This is a genomic window from Pseudohaemophilus paraphrohaemolyticus (assembly GCF_003253115.1).
In the GTDB taxonomy this organism is placed as follows: Bacteria; Pseudomonadota; Gammaproteobacteria; order Enterobacterales; family Pasteurellaceae; genus Haemophilus_A; species Haemophilus_A paraphrohaemolyticus_A.
Genome location: NZ_QEQF01000001.1, coordinates 1 through 18,105, shown reverse-complemented (window position 1 = coordinate 18,105; position 18,105 = coordinate 1). Strand labels below are relative to the sequence as shown.

Genomic DNA, 18,105 nt, shown 5'->3' with positions numbered 1-18,105 from the left:
ATTCCCACCCATACTTTAAGAGATCGTATGAAGCAAATCGACATTCGTGGGGCAAGAACCCATAACCTAAAAAATATCAATCTGATTTTACCGCGAGATAAATTTATCGTTATTACTGGCTTGTCTGGTTCGGGCAAGTCTTCTTTGGCGTTTGATACGCTCTATGCTGAAGGACAACGTCGCTATGTAGAAAGTCTTTCTGCCTATGCTCGTCAATTCCTCTCTTTAATGGAAAAGCCCGATGTGGATCATATCGAAGGGCTTTCACCTGCAATTTCCATTGAGCAAAAATCCACTTCTCACAACCCACGTTCAACTGTGGGCACTGTAACCGAAATTCACGATTATCTGCGTTTATTATTTGCTCGTGTGGGTGAACCGCGTTGCCCTGATCACGATATTCCACTTACAGCTCAAACCATTTCACAAATGGTCGATCGTGTCTTGGAAGAGCCGGAAGGTAAACGCTTGATGTTGCTTGCCCCAGTGGTGAAAGATCGCAAAGGTGAACACGTAAAACTTTTAGAAAATTTGACCGCTAATGGTTACATTCGAGCACGTATTGATGGCGAAATTTGTGACTTATCTGATCCACCGAAGTTAGAATTACAGAAAAAACACACCATCGAAGTGGTGGTAGACCGTTTCAAAGTGCGTGAGGATATTAAAACTCGCTTGGCGGAATCGTTTGAAACAGCATTAGATTTATCTGGCTCAACCGCAGTGATTGCGGATATGGACAATCCTAATGCGGAAGAGTTAGTTTTCTCTTCTTCCTTTGCTTGTCCGCATTGTGGTTATTCGTTGCACGAACTAGAGCCTAGATTGTTCTCGTTCAACAACCCAGCGGGCGCATGTCCAACTTGTGATGGCTTAGGCGTAGAGCAGTTTTTTGACCCCAATAAAGTGGTGCTAAATCCTGATGTATCGCTTTCGAGCGGCGCAATTAAGGGTTGGGATCGCAGAAGTTTCTATTATTTCGGCTTGTTGAAATCGGTGGCGGATTATTATGGTTTTGATATAGAAACGCCATTTAGCCAATTGAGCAAAAAATTCCAAAATATCATTTTAAACGGTTCAAAAGAGGAAATTGAGTTTGTTTATGTGAATGATCGTGGCGATAAAATTAAACGCAAGCACGCATTCGAAGGCGTATTAAACAATATGGCTCGTCGCTATAAAGAAACCGAATCGAATGCGGTGCGGGAGGAGTTAGCGAAATATATCAACAACCGCCCGTGTTTGGATTGCAGTGGTTCACGCTTACGCCGTGAGGCTCGTTATGTTTTCTTAGAGAAAACCAACTTGCCGATGGTGGCAGAGAAGTCTATTGGCGAAGCCTTGAAATTCTTCGAAACACTTGAGCTTTCTGGCCAGCGTGCCAAAATTGCGGAGAAAATTCTCAAAGAAATTCGTGAGCGTTTGTCTTTCCTTGTCAATGTTGGCTTGAATTATCTATCGCTTTCTCGTTCAGCAGAAACGCTTTCGGGCGGTGAGGCTCAACGGATTCGTTTGGCAAGTCAAATTGGAGCAGGCTTAGTGGGCGTGATGTATGTGTTAGATGAGCCTTCCATCGGATTGCACCAACGCGACAACGAACGTTTGTTAAACACACTGATTCATCTACGTAATTTAGGCAATACTGTGATTGTGGTTGAGCACGATGAAGATGCTATTCGTGCGGCAGATCATATCGTGGATATTGGACCTGGTGCGGGGGTGCACGGTGGTAATGTTATTGCACAGGGAACAGCAGAAGAAATTATGCAGGTGGAAGAGTCGCTTACGGGGCAATTCTTATCAGGCAAACAGAAAATAGAAATTCCTGCCAAACGTGTTCCTTACGATGAGAGCAAGGTGCTCACATTAAAAGGGGCGAGAGGTAACAACCTCAAAGGTGTGCAGTTAGATGTGCCTGTTGGTTTGTTCACTTGTATTACGGGCGTTTCGGGCTCAGGTAAATCAACCTTGATTAACGACACCTTATTCCCACTAGCACAAAATGCATTAAACCGAGCTGAACGCACCGATGTTGCCCCTTACGATAGCATTGAAGGCTTAGCACATTTCGATAAAGTAATCGACATTGACCAAAGCCCGATTGGACGAACCCCGCGTTCAAACCCTGCGACTTACACAGGCTTATTCACCCCAATTCGCGAGTTGTTTGCGGGCACGCAAGAGGCTCGTGCTCGTGGTTATAACGTTGGGCGTTTCAGCTTTAACGTGCGTGGTGGGCGCTGTGAGGCGTGTCAAGGTGATGGCGTAATTAAGGTGGAAATGCACTTCTTGCCAGATGTGTACGTGCCTTGCGACCATTGTAAAGGAAAACGCTACAACCGCGAAACGCTGGAAATTCGCTACAAAGGCAAAAGCATTCACCAAGTGTTGGATATGACGGTTGAAGAAGCCCGCGAATTCTTTGATGCGATTCCTGCCATTGCGCGTAAATTACAAACTTTAATGGATGTGGGGCTTTCTTACATTCGTTTAGGGCAATCTTCGACCACGCTTTCTGGCGGTGAGGCTCAGAGGGTAAAACTTGCAACCGAGCTTTCCAAACGCGATACGGGCAAAACGCTTTATATCTTGGACGAACCAACTACAGGTTTGCATTTTGCTGATATTAAACAGCTTCTTTCCGTGCTGCATAAACTGCGCGATCAAGGCAATACGATTGTGGTGATTGAGCATAATTTAGATGTGATTAAAACTGCAGACTGGATTGTCGATTTAGGCCCCGAGGGGGGTTCTGGCGGCGGACAAATTATTGCTACAGGCACGCCAGAACAAATCTCTAAAGATAAAAAATCGCATACAGCAAGATTTTTAAAAGAAATTTTGACGAAGGGGTAGAACTTAAAGATTAAAAACGGCATTGTAGGTAATTTATCTCTACAATCTCATTTCTCGTCCTATGATACCTAAAATCCTCCAATATCAACTGATATTGGAGGATTTTGCTTTAGAGCTTATTGAATCGCCTTCGCTCTCGTTGTTTTCTTCACTTTTACCGCTTTACTCGGCACAATTTCAATACCAAGCGGTGGATTTTCAAGGGCGATAGCCAAGACTTCATCAATGGTTTCCACAGGGTGAATCGAAAGTGAAGCTTTCGCATTTGCAGGAATCTCTTCCAAGTCTTTTTCGTTCTCTTTTGGAATAATCACGGTGGTAATCCCGCCACGATGTGCTGCCAAGAGTTTCTCTTTTAAACCACCGATTGGCAACACTTTACCACGCAAGCTAATTTCACCTGTCATTGCCACTTCTTTACGCACAGGATTGCCTGTGAGACTCGAAATTAACGCAGTACACATTGCAATACCTGCACTTGGACCATCTTTCGGCGTTGCACCATCTGGAACGTGAACGTGAATATCGCGTTTTTCGTGGAAGTCATCTGTAATACCGAGTTTATCGGCACGTGCACGCACTACCATCATTGCCGCTTGGATAGACTCTTTCATCACATCGCCCAATGAGCCAGTGTAAGAGAATTTGCCCTTACCTGGTACAGAAGCGGTTTCAATGGTTAAGAGATCGCCTCCAACTTCCGTCCATGCTAAACCTGTTACCTCACCCACACGGTTTTGGTTGTCCATTTTACCGTAGTCAAAACGTTTCACGCCGAGGTAATCGGTAATGTTATCTTCGTTCACGGTGATAGATTTTAATTTTTTATCCAACACCAGTGCTTTCACGGCTTTACGGCAGATTTTAGCAATTTCACGCTCAAGGTTGCGCACACCCGCTTCACGGGTATAGTAGCGAATAATGCTCATAATTGCGCTATCTTCAATGGTCAATTCGCCTTGTTTCAAGCCGTTGTTTTCTTGCTGTTTCGCAATTAGATGCTCACGTGCAATGTGTAGTTTTTCATCTTCGGTATAACCTGAAAGACGAATCACTTCCATACGGTCTAATAACGCAGGCGGAATGTTCATCGAATTCGAGGTTGCAACGAACATCACATCAGACAAATCATAATCCACTTCTAAATAGTGATCGTTGAACGCTTTGTTTTGTTCTGGATCTAACACCTCCAATAATGCAGAAGCAGGGTCGCCACGCATATCTTGTGCCATTTTGTCGATTTCATCGAGCAAGAAGAGCGGATTTTTCACGCCTACTTTTGCCATTTTCATCATCAATGAGCCTGGCATTGAGCCGATGTAAGTACGACGATGCCCGCGGATTTCTGCCTCATCACGCACGCCACCTAACGCCATACGCACATATTTACGCCCCGTTGCATTTGCAATGGATTGACCAAGCGAGGTTTTCCCCACCCCAGGTGGACCAACCAAGCAAAGAATTGGGCCTTTTAACTTGTTCAAACGGCTTTGCACCGCAAGATATTCCACGATGCGTTCTTTCACACGCTCTAAGCCGTAATGATCTTTATCTAAAATCTCTTGGGCTTTCGCTAAATCTTTTTTAACCGCCGATTTTTTATGCCAAGGCATTTGTAAAATCCAGTCGATATAACCTCGAATAACTGCCGCTTCAGACGAGCTTTGTGGCATCGCTTTGAGCTTTTTAAATTCCGCTTCGGTTTTTTCCAATACTTCGGCAGGCAATTTAGCTTCATCAATTTTCGCTTTAAGTTTATCTAGCTCGCTCTGCTCAACATCTTCGTTATTACCTAGCTCTTTTTGGATCGCTTTGATTTGCTCGTTTAGATAGTAATCACGCTGATTTTTTTCCATCTGCTCTTTTACACGAGCACGAATACGGCTATCCATCTGCATTGAATCAAGCTCAGTTGCCATTGCGATCAATAAGGTTTCAAAACGTTTGAGCAAGCTACTTTCTTCTAAAAGCTCTTGTTTTTTTGCAACCGGCGTTAAAAGATTAGCTGAAATTGTATCAACTAAACGTTCTTGAACGGTAATTTTTTGTAATTTAACTAAAATCTCAGCAGGAATCTTTTTGTTATTTTTAACGTAATTTTCGAACTCAGCAAAAGTAGTTTTCGCCAGTGCATCTAACTCTTCAGATTCAACATTATCCGTTGTTTCAATCACACTTAATTCAGCCCAAAAACCCGATTCATCGTCGTGAGCTTTCTCAATTTTTGCACGAGTTTGACCTTCCACTAACACTTTTACCGTACCATCTGGCAGATTTAGCATCTGGATAATGTTTGCCGTTACACCAATATCATAAATATCGTCTAATGTCGGATTTTCATTTTGTGGATCTTTTTGGGTAACAAGAAACAGCTGCTTGTTCGCATCCATCGCAGCACGTAGTGCAAGTACCGACTTTTCACGCCCAACGAATAATGGCATCACCATATTCGGGAACACCACTACATCACGTAGTGGCAAAAGTGGCAATGCAATAGTTTTCTTTTTTCTTGGCGCCATAAATTTGCTCTCTCTTTGATTTCAAAATAATTTCTCATTATGAGGCTTAAAAATGGAAAAACAAGGGAATTTTATTAACTTTTTCAATAAGTGCAATGAATAATATATGGCTTGACATTCTTGCTAAATACGAGCAAAATCCTTGGCAATTTATAAATCTTCAGGGCAGGGTGAAATTCCCGATCGGCGGTAAAGTCCGCGAGCTAAGCAAAACACTTGGCAGGAACTGGTGAAACTCCAGTACCGACAGTATAGTCTGGATGGAAGAAGAGCGTAAAAACAACCCCGTGCAAGCGGTGGTTTTCTATGTCTTTTTTGCAAGCCTTGAGATCGTGAGATTTCAAGGCTTTTATTTCTATCTAGCATTGTAGAGGCGTGTTGTACACGCCCAATCCTGCCTTGAATAAAGAGGGAGTGTGCCCTCCCCTACAAATCTATTTTACAAATATAATGTATGACTGACATTAAATATATGCAACGCGCTATTAACCTTGCCGAACGTGGCAGAGGTTGGACAAGTCCAAATCCATTAGTCGGTTGTGTGATTGTCAAAAATGGCAAAATTATTGCCGAAGGCTACCACGAAAAAATCGGGGGCTGGCACGCTGAACGCAATGCGATTTTAAATAGCGATGCTGATATCACAGGGGCAACCGTATATGTAACGTTAGAGCCTTGTTGTCATCACGGGCGCACACCGCCTTGTTCCAATTTATTGATTGAACGTGGGATTAAAAAAGTCTTTATCGGCTCTCGCGATCCGAATCCGTTAGTGTCTGGTAAAGGAGCGAAGCAGTTGCGAACAGCTGGCGTGGAAGTAGTGGAAGATTTTATGCGAGAAGAGTGCGATAAACTCAACCCGATTTTTTTCCACTACATTCAAACCAAACGCCCTTATGTGCTGCTGAAATATGCAATGACCGCTGACGGCAAAATCGCGACCAGCACGGGCGAATCGAAGTGGATTACGGGCGAAACAGCACGTGCTAAAGTGCAAGAAACTCGCCATCAATATAGTGCGATTATGGTTGGTGTGGAAACTGTGTTGGCGGATAACCCGATGCTGAATTCCAGAATGCCGAATGCCAGACAGCCTATTCGAGTGGTGTGCGACAGCCAATTACGCACGCCTTTAGATTGTCAGCTTGTACAGACAGCGAACGAATATCGTACGGTGATTGCGACAGTTTGTGAGGATTTGCAAAAGATTGAACAATATCGACCGTTTGGCGTAGAAATGCTAGTTTGTAAAGCGAAAAACAAGCGGGTGGATTTAGAGGATCTTTTGCAAAAGCTCGGTGAAATGCAGATCGACAGCCTCCTAATTGAAGGTGGTTCAAGCCTGAATTTCAGTGCTTTAGAAAGTGGCATGGTAAACCGTGTGCATTGTTACATCGCACCAAAATTAGTTGGTGGCAAACAGGCAAAAACACCGATTGGTGGCGAAGGAATTGTTGATTTATCCCGAGCCGTGAAATTGAAGTTAGTTTCAATGGAAATGGTTGGGGAAGATATTTTGATTGATTACGAGGTGGAATGATGTTTACAGGCATTATCGAAGAAGTGGGCAAAATTGTGCAAATCAACAAACAAGGCGAGTTTGCGGTAGTAACTATTCAAGCCAGCAAAGTGCTGGAGGACGTGCATTTAGGCGATAGTATTGCAGTGAATGGCGTATGTTTAACCGTAACTTCTTTCACAGAGAATCAATTCTCCGCAGACGTAATGTCGGAAACTTTAAAACGCACTTCACTTGGCGAGCTAAAACCGAGCAGTCCTGTGAATTTAGAGCGCGCGATGGCAGCAAATGGACGTTTTGGTGGACATATCGTTTCAGGGCATATTGATGGCACAGGCGAAGTGGTGGAAATTAAGCCTGCACATAATTCGACGTGGTACCGCATTAAAGCTGCCCCCAAATTGATGCGTTATATTATCGAAAAAGGCTCAATTACCATTGATGGCATCAGCCTTACAGTGGTGGATACCGATGAAGCCTCGTTCCGAGTGTCGATTATTCCGCATACGATTAAAGAAACGAATTTAGGCTCGAAAAAAATCGGTAGCCTAGTGAATTTAGAGAACGACATTGTCGGAAAATATATTGAGCAGTTTTTACTGAAAAAAGGTTCTGAAAATCCAACAAGCCAATTAACGGTTGATTTTCTGAAAAATGCAGGGTTTTAAGGAAACAGAATGCAAGCCTTGATGTTGATTGATGTGCAAAATGCCTTTTTAGACCCGAAATGGGGCAAGCGGAACAATCCGAATGCAGAGCAAAATATGTTGCGATTGTTGCAACATTTTCGTGTAAAAAAACGAAAGATTATTCACATTCAGCACGTTTCAGATAACCCAAATTCGCTGTTTTATCAAGATGAAACGCAGGCATTTCAAGCTAGGTTTGAACCATTAGCCAATGAGCCTATTTTTCAGAAAAAGGTAAATAGCGCATTTATCGGCACGGCGTTGCTAGATTATTTGAAAAGCCAAGGCATTATAGAATTAGCGATTGCGGGGTTAACTTTACCGCATTGTGTTTCTACCACGATCAGAATGGCAGCCAATTACGGCTTTTTGGTAAAACTGATTGAAAATGCGACAGCTTCCTTCCCATTAAAAATGCCAGATGGTGAGGAAATTGATGCCGCTCAAGTTCATAAAATCAACATTGCAACGTTAAACGAAGAATTTGCGTTGATTTTATCCACCCAAGAATTGATTGATAGCGTGGTTTAACGTTAGATTAAAAAGAGAGAAAGATTATGTTCCAATTTTCAACCGTAGAAGAAGCCCTCAAAGCGATTGCTGAAGGTAAAATTATTTTAGTAACAGATGATGAAGATCGCGAAAATGAAGGCGATTTTATCTGTGCGGCAGAGTTCGCAACACCTGAAAATATCAACTTTATGGCAACACACGGTAAGGGCTTGATTTGTACTCCAATTTCGCAAGAATTAGCCAACAAATTAGACTTGCACCCGATGGTGACCAAAAACACCGACAATCACGAAACAGCTTTCACGGTGACGATTGACCACATTGATACAAGCACGGGCATTTCAGCCTTTGAGCGTTCATTAACCGTGTTAAAAATGATGGATGATAATGCGAAAGCGACCGACTTCCGCCGCCCTGGGCATATGTTCCCACTGATCGCGAAAGATGGCGGTGTGTTGGTGCGTAATGGTCACACTGAAGCGACAGTCGATTTAACTCGCCTTGCAGGCTTAAAACCTGCTGGCTTATGCTGCGAAATCATAGCGGAAGATGGCACAATGATGACGATGCCAGAACTACAAAAATTAGCAACTAAACACAATATCCCGTTTATTACCATTGCCCAGCTGCAAGAATATCGCCGTAAACACGATTGTTTGGTCAAACAAGTTTCTATAGTAAAAATGCCAACCAAATATGGCGAATTTATAGCACACAGCTTTGTGGAAATTATTTCGGGCAAAGAACATGTTGCCTTGGTGAAAGGTGATATTGCCGATGGAGAAAACGTGCTCACCCGCATTCATTCAGAATGTTTAACTGGCGATGCGTTTGGCTCACAACGCTGCGATTGCGGGCAACAATTCGCTGCAGCCATGACCCAAATCGAAAAAGAAGGGCGAGGTGTGGTGCTTTATCTTCGCCAAGAAGGGCGCGGCATCGGCTTAATCAACAAATTGCGTGCTTACGAATTGCAAGATAAAGGGATGGACACGGTAGAAGCCAATATAGCATTAGGCTTCAAAGAAGATGAACGTGAATACTACATTGGCGCACAAATGCTACAAAGCCTCGGTGTGAAATCCATTCGCTTATTAACCAATAATCCAGCGAAAATCGAAGGCTTAAAAGAGCAAGGAATGAACATTGTTTCCCGCGAACCGATTATCGTCGAACCCAATAAAAACGACATTGATTACTTGAAAGTTAAACAAGTTAAAATGGGGCATATGTTTAATTTTTAATGAGAGAAAAAACGTAGGGTGTGTGAATTTGAAAAATTTACGCACTCAAGCGGTATAATTTTCTATATGTTTTACAGAACATGCGTGGATTTCCAATTCACACACTCTACAAATGGTTTATTTTTATTTCAACAAGGAACTTCTAAATGGCAAAAATTACAGGCAACCTAGTGGCAACGGGCATTAAATTCGGTATCGTAACGGCTCGTTTTAACGATTTCATCAACGACAAATTATTAAGTGGTGCAGTAGATGCTTTAATACGTCACGGTGCATCTGAAGACGATATCGATACCGTATGGGTGCCAGGTGCGTTTGAAATTTCACTGGTGGCGAAAAAAATGGCAGAAAGCGGCAAATACGATGCGATAATCTGTTTAGGTACAGTAATCCGTGGCTCAACTACTCACTACGACTACGTTTGTAACGAAGCTGCAAAAGGCATTGGTGCAGTGGCATTACAAACTGGCGTGCCAGTAATGTTCGGCGTATTAACCACCGAAAGCATTGAACAAGCGATTGAGCGCGCAGGTACAAAAGCAGGCAATAAAGGGGCGGAATGTGCTTTAGGGGCGGTGGAAATGGTGAATGTGTTAAGAGCGCTTTAATTTTAAGCATAAGAAAGGGCTGTTTAATCACAGCCCTTAATTTTTCTAAATGATAGAGGTTATGAGCGCTTCATAATCTCGAAAAACTCTTCGTTAGTTTTTGCAACGCCTAATTTATCAATTAACCATTCCATAGCTTCCACTTCACCCATAGGGTTAAGCACTTTACGTAACATCCACGTTTTTTGGTGCTCTTCTGGACTCATTAATAGATCATCTTTACGTGTACCAGAACGGTTAAATTCAATTGCTGGGAAAATACGACGTTCTGCAATTTTACGAGAAAGATGCAGTTCCATATTACCTGTTCCCTTAAACTCTTCGAAAATAACCTCATCCATTTTCGAGCCAGTGTCTACAAGCGCTGTTGCAATAATAGTTAAGCTCCCCCCCTCCTCAACATTACGGGCTGCACCGAAGAAACGTTTTGGACGATGTAAAGCGTTAGCATCTACACCACCTGACAAGATTTTGCCTGAAACAGGTGTCACGGTATTGTAAGCACGAGCAAGACGCGTAATAGAGTCCAATAAAATCACTACATCTTTTTTGTGTTCAACTGCACGTTTCGCTTTTTCAATTACCATTTCCGCAACTTGAACGTGGCGGGTTGCAGGTTCATCGAAAGTTGAAGCGATCACTTCGCCACGCACGGTACGTTGCATTTCTGTTACCTCTTCAGGTCGCTCATCAATCAATAACACGATTAACTCACACTCTGGGTAATTATGGGTAATGCTTTGTGCAATATTTTGCAGAAGAACGGTTTTACCCGCTTTTGGCGGCGCTACGATCAACGCACGCTGACCTTTACCGATTGGTGCGGCTAAATCTAAGATACGAGCGGTTAAATCTTCCGTTGAGCCATTACCACGTTCCATACGTAAACGAGAGTTAGCATGAAGGGGGGTTAAGTTTTCAAAAAGGATTTTGCTACGAGAAACTTCTGGCTTGTCATCATTGACAAGATCTACTTTGAGTAACGCAAAATAACGTTCACCTTCTTTAGGAGGACGAATTTTACCTTCAATTTTATCCCCCGTTTGTAAGTTAAAACGGCGAATTTGGCTTGGCGAAACATAAATATCGTCAGGACCAGCCAAGTAAGAACTATCTGCTGAACGTAAGAAACCAAAGCCATCTGGCAAGATTTCTAACACGCCTTGACCGAAAATATCTTCGCCACTTTTTGCGTGTTGTTTAAGAATAGCGAAAACAATATCTTGCTTGCGTAAACGGGCTAAATTTTCTAAACCCATTTGGTTTTCACCAATTTCGACAAGCTCCGAAACTGGGGTATTTTTTAACTGAGTAAGATGCATAGGAATTTTAATTTGATAAGTTAAAAATAAAGAAGATTGGACATCATATTACTATGAGAGATATAGCATCCTGCTATAAATTTGACTTGCGAAGAATACGCCAAATAGTAAGAAATTGCAAATTTTTTCTAGTTTTAGACCGCTTATAAATATAAAAAGGGATGCTAGCACTTTACTAGCATCTCCTAAATATGAATTTAAACCTCAATACCTTCAAACAACGCTGTACTTAAGTAACGCTCTGAAGCAGATGGTAAAATGGCGACAATCAGTTTATCTGCAAACTCTGGTTGTTGTGCTAAGCGATTCGCTGCAGCTACTGCAGCACCCGATGAAATGCCGACTAAAATCCCTTCTTCAGCCATTAAACGACGAGCGGTTGCAAGAGCTTCATCGCTAGAGACTTGTTCAACTCGGTCAATTAAACTTAAATCTAAATTTTTCGGAATGAAACCCGCACCAATACCTTGAATTTTGTGCGGACCTGGTTTCACTTCTTCGCCATTTAAGGTTTGTGTAATCACTGGGCTCTCTTTCGGCTCAACCGCAACAGAAATAATCTGTTTGCCTTGATCTTGTTTGATATGGCGAGAAATCCCTGTAATTGTACCGCCCGTGCCGACGCCCGCCACGATAACATCTACTTTTCCTTCAGTCGCATTCCAAATTTCAGGGCCTGTCGTTTGTTGGTGAATGGCAGGGTTCGCTGGATTTTCGAACTGTTTTAACATCACATAATGATTTGGATCGCTTGCCACGATTTCTTCAGCTTTTGCAATCGCCCCTTTCATCCCTTTTGCCCCTTCGGTTAATACAAGGTTTACGCCTAAACCACGTAATAAACGCTTACGCTCAAGACTCATAGTTTCAGGCATGGTTAAAGTAATTTTATAACCACGAGCTGCTGCAACATACGCCAATGCAATCCCTGTATTACCGCTGGTTGCATCTACGATCTCTTTGCCTTTGGTTAAGATGCCATCTTTTTCTGCTTGCCATACCATATTTGCACCAATACGGCATTTCACGCTAAAGCTCGGGTTACGAGATTCAACTTTAACCACCAAGTTGCCATTATTGCCGAAATGTTTTAAACGTACGAGTGGAGTGTTACCAATAGTGTATGAGTTGTCTGCATAAATTGTCATGGGAAATTCCTTATTTTGAATTAGGTTAAAGTTGGAATAAGCATACGCTATTTTGGGTAAAAGTGTAGTGGTTAAAAATCATTTCATATAACTAAAAAGCATATGGAGCTACAGTGGAATATATTCTAATTTCACTTTTGATATCATCGCCCATAATTGTTCCGACATACCTCTATAACTAAGTTTTTCTGGTTTCTCTGCCAATACTATGCGTTCAACTTTAGCTAAATCTAAATTATTGAGATAAGCATAATTTAGCGCTGTTTGTAGGGCTGGAAGGCTCGGATTAAATGCAGCATTTTCTGCATAACGCCCTGTTATTATCGTCCCATTTCTAAATAAAATAGCAACACCGTGTGAGCTATTTGAATAAGGGCAGTGAGCTTGATTTGCCGCGTGGATAGCTTGTTGAACCAGCTTATCAGGATGATTTTCATCAAGTTGGTGATTTTCTTGATTAAGTAATAACGTATGAATATCTAAATCTTTTGGTCCAAAAGCATCAGGTAAATAACGATGCAGTGGGTTATGTTGGCTATGTGGTAAGTGAATCGAAATCTTTTCGGCTTGATAGAGTTCATTCATAAATTGACGACAATGACCACAAGGTGTGTAATTCACAACCATATCAGTAATACGTTTTTCTCCTCGAAGCCAAGCATGACTAATCGCACTTTGTTCAGCATGAATGGTCTGCTGAATTTCTACATTCGAAAATTCTTGGTTCGCACCAAAATAAAAATCGCCGTGTTCGCCAATGGCAATCGCCCCAACATGAAAATGTGAAATGTCGGTATGGCTATAACAAGCAGCGATGGGCAGAAGTTGCATTGACAGGACTAAAGGGTCTAGCTTAAATTGCTGACATAATTGCTGAACTTGTTGATGAGAAAGAAACCCCTCCCAATTTTGATGGCTTAATATGTGAAGAAGAGCCTGATCAAGCGGTCTATTTTCCGATAACGTTTGCGAAATAGCATTTTGCATAAATATCTCCTAATCTAAAAAATATTTAAAATCTAACCGCTTGTTATTAAAGCAGAAATTTGTTTTTATCGCGAGAAGTTTGCTTCTTTACGCTAAAGCAATCTTGAAATTTGTGAACCCGATCACATTTATAGATCACTATTGATAGGCACAAGCTTTAACAAATTATTAACAGATAGGTATTATCTATATATTTTATTGAGTGAAGTAATTTGTATCTGTTAAATGAAAGGCATATACTTATCAGCACAAAGAGCAAAGGCTCCTTGATTTATTTTTTAATATTACATAAAGAGGGAACACATTATGTCAAAATCATCAATCGGTTTAGATAAAGTTGCATCAGCAGAATTAGCTTCAAAATTAAATGATTTATTAGCAAGCTATCAAGTATTTTATACTAACGTTCGTGGTTATCACTGGAATATCAAAGGCGTGAACTTCTTTGAATTACACGCTAAATTTGAAGAAATTTATACAGATTTAATCACAAAAGTAGATGAAATCGCAGAGCGTATCTTAACGTTAGGTTACACACCAAATAACGCATACAGCCAATACTTAAAAGTGTCACGCATTCAAGAAGACATTGCGATAAGCAGTGCTCAAGCGTGCTTATCTGGCACTTTAGCAGGCTTAAAAGTGTTACTTGAACAACAACGTGAAATTCTTGAACTTGCAGGTGAAGCGGGTGATGAAGGCACAAATTCTCAAATGAGTGACTACATCAAAGAGCAAGAAAAATTAGTGTGGATGTTCCAAGCAGCTTGCCAAACTTGTCATGCTTAATTTTAAGCATTAAATAAATCAAAGGCTAACAGTGAGGCTGTTAGCCTTTCTCAATTTTTGAAAAGAAGAGGTATATATAACAAATAAAAATAACCGCTTATAGAATACTCTATAAGCGGTTATTTTTTCTATGAAATGGGGAAAATTAATCTTCGCCCCAAACTTCTTTCGCGATCGCTTCAACATGGCGAACTTTTGCCCATTGTTGAGCTTCAGTCATCACGTTACCTTCTTCGGTTGAAGCGAAACCACATTGCGGGCTTAAGCAAAGTTGCTCAAGTGGCACATATTTTGCCGCTTCGTGAATACGTGCTTTGATGGCTTCTTTATCTTCCAACTCTGGGAATTTTGAGCTGATTAAACCTAACACCACGCGACCTTTGTTGTTCGCAAAATGTTTTAACGGCTCAAAACCGCCTGAACGTTCATCATCATACTCTAAGAAATAACCATCGTAGCTAGTTTGACCAAATAAGCCATCTGCCACAGGATCATAGGCACCCGTTAATAAGTAAGACGATTTGTAGTTACCACGACAAACGTGAGTGGTAATAATCATATCAGCAGGTTTGTCTGCAAGAATCGCTTGCACGTTCGCAACTGCTTGGGCTTTATCAGCTTCAAAAGTTGGTTGTGCGTGATTGTTACAGAGCGAGCCCCAATACACATCATCAATTTGTAAGTAGCGACAACCTGCTTCGTAGAATGCTTTGATGGCTTCTTTATAAGCTTGTTGTACATCTTTGGCAAATTCTTCACGAGTTGCATACACACCGTGATCCCATTGCACTGGGTACATTAATTGGTTCGGGCTTGGGATGGTAAATTTTGCGACCGCACGACCATCAACGATTGCGTTAAATTTTTTGAAATGCTCAATAAATGGGTGATTTGGATTCCAAGAAACTTTGCCACAGCAGCGAGTATTGTAAGGGCGAACTTCCACACCTTTGAATGCATAGGCTTTTTCTGGCACATAACCTTCAATACCATTTAAGTTTTCTAAGAAATCAATGTGCCACCAAGAACGGTGATATTCGCCATCGGTAACTACTTGAATACCTGCTTCAAGTTGAGCTGCCACTAATTTACGCACTTCTTGTTCTACAATTGCATCGCGTGCTTCAAGCGAGATTTTGCCTGCCTTGTAATCAGCGTGAGCTTGTTTCCAAGAATCAGAACGTAAATAAGAGCCAACAGTGTCAGCATGTAATGGTAATTTTTTAGTCATTTTCACTTCCTTCTTTAATAAAATAAGCGGTAAGATTTTGCAATAAATTTACCAGAAAGTCTTTCGCTTTTTCACAAATTAGTAACAAAATTTCACCGCTTACTGCCTAGCCGCCAAATGCGACTGAATTAAGTTCATAAAAGCATCGCCAAAACGTTCTAATTTTCGTTCACCCACGCCGTTAATGTCTAACATCTCCGCTTTTGTAGTTGGTGTGAATTGTGCCATTTCTTCGAGAGTCGCATCGTTGAACACTACGTAAGGCGGAATATTCTCTTTGTCGGCAATCTGTTTGCGTAAGAAACGTAAGCGAGCAAATAAATCTTTGTCGTAGCGGGCAGTAGCTTGTTTCTGGCTATATGCAGAAGCTGAGAAAGTTAAACGAGGCGTTGCCAATTCCAACTTCACTTCTGAACGTAATACAGGGCGTGCCTCTTCGGTAAGTTGCAAGGCTGAATTATTCACAATGTTTTGCTTAATTAAGCCTAAATGAATCAGCTGACGAATCACACTTACCCAATAATCTTGGCTTTGGCTTTTTCCGATCCCATAAACGCTCAGTTGGTCGTGTCCATATTGGCGGATTTTTTGATGATTTAAGCCACGTAGCACAGAAATAATGTAGTGCATTCCGAATGCTTGCCCTGTGCGATAAATCACCGACATCACTTTTTGTGCATCAACTAGCCCATCATATTTACGCGGTGGATCGAGGCAAATATCGCAGTTTTTGCACGGTTCTTGACGAGATTCGCCAAAATAGTTGAGCAGAACCAAGCGACGGCAAATTTGTGATTCAGCAAATGCACCAATGGCTTGTAATTTGTGTTGTTTAATATCGCGTTGCTCGCTTTCGGGTTCTTCCAACAGCATTTTTTGCAGCCACGCATAATCTGCTGGGTCGTAAAACATTACCGCTTGTGAAGGCAAATCATCACGTCCAGCCCGCCCCGTTTCTTGATAGTAAGATTCAATGCTTCTCGGCAAGTCAAAATGCACCACGAAACGGACGTTGGATTTGTTAATCCCCATTCCAAAAGCAATGGTCGCTACTACCACTTGAATGTTGTCTCGTTGAAAGGCATTCTGTACCGTTTCCCGCTGTTGCACGCTCATACCCGCGTGGTAGCCCATCACGGAAATGTTTCTGGCACTCAGTTTCTCGGTAATCTCTTCCACTTTTTTGCGGCTGTTACAATAGACAATCCCACTCTTACCTTTTTGCCCTGCGATAAATTTTGCTAACTGTTCCATTGGCTTGAATTTTTCTTGCACGGTGTAGCGAATGTTCGGACGGTCAAAGCTCCCCAAATAAGTGTACGGATTGTTTAAGCGAAGATGGTGCAAAATATCCGCACGCGTGGTTGGGTCTGCCGTGGCGGTGAGTGCCATAAGCGGTATATTTGGAAAAGTATTTCGCAAATTGCCCAAAAGAGTGTATTCAGGACGGAAATCGTGCCCCCATTGTGAAACACAGTGGGCTTCGTCAACCGCAATAAAGCTGATTTTGCAATGAGAAATAAAGTGATAGAAACCTTGGGTCATCACTTTTTCGGGCGAAAGATAGAGCAATTTAAGCTGCCCATTTAAGGCTTTTTGCTCAACGGCTCGCTGTTCTTCAAGCGTTTGGGTTGAGTTGAGATAAGCGGCTTCAATGCCGTTTGTAAGAAGCTGATCAACTTGATCTTTCATCAATGAAATCAGCGGCGAAATCACAAGGGTAATCCCTTCTAAACAGAGGGCTGGCACTTGATAGCATAACGATTTTCCACCGCCAGTGGTCATAATAACAAGCGTGTCCTTGCCCACAAGCGTGGATTCAATCACCTCTTGCTGACCTTGACGAAATTGCTGATAACCGAATACGTTTTGTAGTACGGTTTGTGGGGCAGAATATGGTTGCATTGAATGTAGGGAGGGCTTTAGCCCATCACTGGGTTTAAATTGAAAATGGTGGGCTAAAGCCCACCCTACGAATTAAGAAGTAAATTTAACCTCTTCCCCATGTCTTGCGAAGGCTTCTTCTAGGTGCTGCCAGAAAGAACGCCCTTCAGCGGTTTTCCATTCATCATCAAGATATTTGAAATGGAAGCCGCCCAGTTTACTTGCAAGCCAAAGTTCAAGCATTGCTTCTTGTTTGTTGATGATAATTTGTGAATCGTCATCGAAAGTTAAAGTACAAACTGCCCCTTGAATTTCGGCATCAACCGATAAACCTTCATCATCAATTTTTTCTTCGATTTCGTCCCACGTTTGTTCAACTAATTGGTGAAATTGTGCTACGTTCATTTTTATTCCTTATTTAAAATAAGCTTTTTTACCCAAAAATTTTTTATTTAATTTTACAAATGGGCGTTTAACTTCTTTTACTAATCTAATAATAAGTGGTAATTTCTTTTTATTTTTCTTATCCCTTCTTTGATCTCTTTCACCACCTTCTCCTCCCATAACACCAAAACTAGATGTTTGAGGATTTAATAGGCAATCTTGGATACATACTGCAGGTTGCATTTGCCATACAGTATATTCTTTTTTTAGTAAAAGTTGCTTAAATAATAAATTGTCTATCTCAATATATTTAATTTCCTTTATATTTTTAACTAAAAAATCGATTCCTTTTTTAGTAACAATATAGCCTCCAGTTCCAGAATTTGATTTGGTTAATTTATAAAATTTTCTA

14 protein-coding genes, 1 pseudogene and 1 riboswitch are annotated in these 18,105 nt (G+C 41.6%); of the genes and pseudogenes, 7 read left to right on the top strand and 8 right to left on the bottom strand.

The annotated features are described in order from the left end of the window. Nucleotides 1-27 precede the first annotated feature (27 nt). Nucleotides 28-2,856 (top strand): excinuclease ABC subunit UvrA, encoded by a 2,829-nt coding sequence (uvrA, locus tag DPV92_RS00075; RefSeq protein WP_111353032.1) that lies wholly within the window; start codon nucleotides 28-30, stop codon nucleotides 2,854-2,856. Between the two features lie 116 nt (nucleotides 2,857-2,972). On the opposite strand, the gene lon is transcribed toward uvrA, so the two are convergent. Then, nucleotides 2,973-5,375, bottom strand: a complete 2,403-nt coding sequence (gene lon, locus DPV92_RS00070; protein WP_111353031.1) for an endopeptidase La — start codon at nucleotides 5,373-5,375, stop codon at nucleotides 2,973-2,975. 152 nt (nucleotides 5,376-5,527) lie between these two features. Next, a riboswitch (FMN riboswitch) is annotated at nucleotides 5,528-5,651 on the top strand. A 178-nt stretch (nucleotides 5,652-5,829) separates the two neighbouring features. Between lon and ribD the strand changes: the two genes are divergently transcribed. The 5 genes from ribD (at nucleotide 5,830) to ribH (ending at nucleotide 9,948) form a co-directional block, all read left to right on the top strand. Continuing rightward, a complete protein-coding gene (ribD, locus tag DPV92_RS00065) occupies nucleotides 5,830-6,915 on the top strand; it encodes a bifunctional diaminohydroxyphosphoribosylaminopyrimidine deaminase/5-amino-6-(5-phosphoribosylamino)uracil reductase RibD (protein WP_111353030.1) in 1,086 nt (361 codons plus the stop codon). Beyond that, nucleotides 6,915-7,562 (top strand): riboflavin synthase, encoded by a 648-nt coding sequence (gene ribE, locus DPV92_RS00060; protein ID WP_111353029.1) that lies wholly within the window; start codon nucleotides 6,915-6,917, stop codon nucleotides 7,560-7,562. The genes ribD and ribE overlap by 1 nt, the downstream gene beginning before the upstream one ends. A 9-nt stretch (nucleotides 7,563-7,571) precedes the next feature. Next, entirely contained in the window at nucleotides 7,572-8,114 is a 543-nt protein-coding gene (locus tag DPV92_RS00055) for a cysteine hydrolase family protein (protein WP_111353028.1), read from the top strand. 26 nt (nucleotides 8,115-8,140) lie between these two features. Continuing rightward, on the top strand, nucleotides 8,141-9,340 hold the full coding sequence (locus DPV92_RS00050) for a bifunctional 3,4-dihydroxy-2-butanone-4-phosphate synthase/GTP cyclohydrolase II (RefSeq protein ID WP_111353027.1): 1,200 nt from the start codon (nucleotides 8,141-8,143) through the stop codon (nucleotides 9,338-9,340). Nucleotides 9,341-9,486: 146 nt separating this feature from the next. Next, entirely contained in the window at nucleotides 9,487-9,948 is a 462-nt protein-coding gene (gene ribH, locus DPV92_RS00045) for a 6,7-dimethyl-8-ribityllumazine synthase (protein WP_111353026.1), read from the top strand. Between the two features lie 59 nt (nucleotides 9,949-10,007). Here ribH and rho read toward each other — a convergent pair whose 3' ends face one another. From rho to cdd, 3 genes are all read right to left on the bottom strand, one after another. Continuing rightward, a complete protein-coding gene (gene rho, locus DPV92_RS00040) occupies nucleotides 10,008-11,270 on the bottom strand; it encodes a transcription termination factor Rho (RefSeq protein WP_005708792.1) in 1,263 nt (420 codons plus the stop codon). A gap of 197 nt (nucleotides 11,271-11,467) precedes the next feature. Continuing rightward, nucleotides 11,468-12,418 (bottom strand): cysteine synthase A, encoded by a 951-nt coding sequence (gene cysK / locus DPV92_RS00035; RefSeq protein ID WP_111353025.1) that lies wholly within the window; start codon nucleotides 12,416-12,418, stop codon nucleotides 11,468-11,470. Nucleotides 12,419-12,526: 108 nt separating this feature from the next. Further along, a complete protein-coding gene (gene cdd, locus DPV92_RS00030; RefSeq protein WP_111353024.1) occupies nucleotides 12,527-13,405 on the bottom strand; it encodes a cytidine deaminase in 879 nt (292 codons plus the stop codon). 306 nt (nucleotides 13,406-13,711) lie between these two features. On the opposite strand from cdd, the gene DPV92_RS00025 reads away from it, so the two are divergent. Next, on the top strand, nucleotides 13,712-14,194 hold the full coding sequence (locus tag DPV92_RS00025) for a Dps family protein (protein WP_111353023.1): 483 nt from the start codon (nucleotides 13,712-13,714) through the stop codon (nucleotides 14,192-14,194). A 145-nt stretch (nucleotides 14,195-14,339) separates the two neighbouring features. On the opposite strand, the gene DPV92_RS00020 is transcribed toward DPV92_RS00025, so the two are convergent. The 4 genes and pseudogenes from DPV92_RS00020 to DPV92_RS00005 all read right to left on the bottom strand — a co-directional run. After that, nucleotides 14,340-15,425, bottom strand: a complete 1,086-nt coding sequence (locus tag DPV92_RS00020; protein ID WP_111353022.1) for a 5-methyltetrahydropteroyltriglutamate--homocysteine S-methyltransferase — start codon at nucleotides 15,423-15,425, stop codon at nucleotides 14,340-14,342. Between the two features lie 99 nt (nucleotides 15,426-15,524). Further along, the gene (gene recQ, locus DPV92_RS00015; protein ID WP_111353021.1) at nucleotides 15,525-17,330 is read right to left on the bottom strand and encodes an ATP-dependent DNA helicase RecQ; all 1,806 of its coding nucleotides are present in this window, start codon (nucleotides 17,328-17,330) and stop codon (nucleotides 15,525-15,527) included. 72 nt (nucleotides 17,331-17,402) lie between these two features. Next, entirely contained in the window at nucleotides 17,403-17,714 is a 312-nt protein-coding gene (gene cyaY, locus DPV92_RS00010) for an iron donor protein CyaY (RefSeq protein WP_111353020.1), read from the bottom strand. A gap of 9 nt (nucleotides 17,715-17,723) precedes the next feature. Beyond that, nucleotides 17,724-18,105: pseudogene (locus DPV92_RS00005) on the bottom strand (glycosyltransferase family 25 protein); the annotation flags it as partial.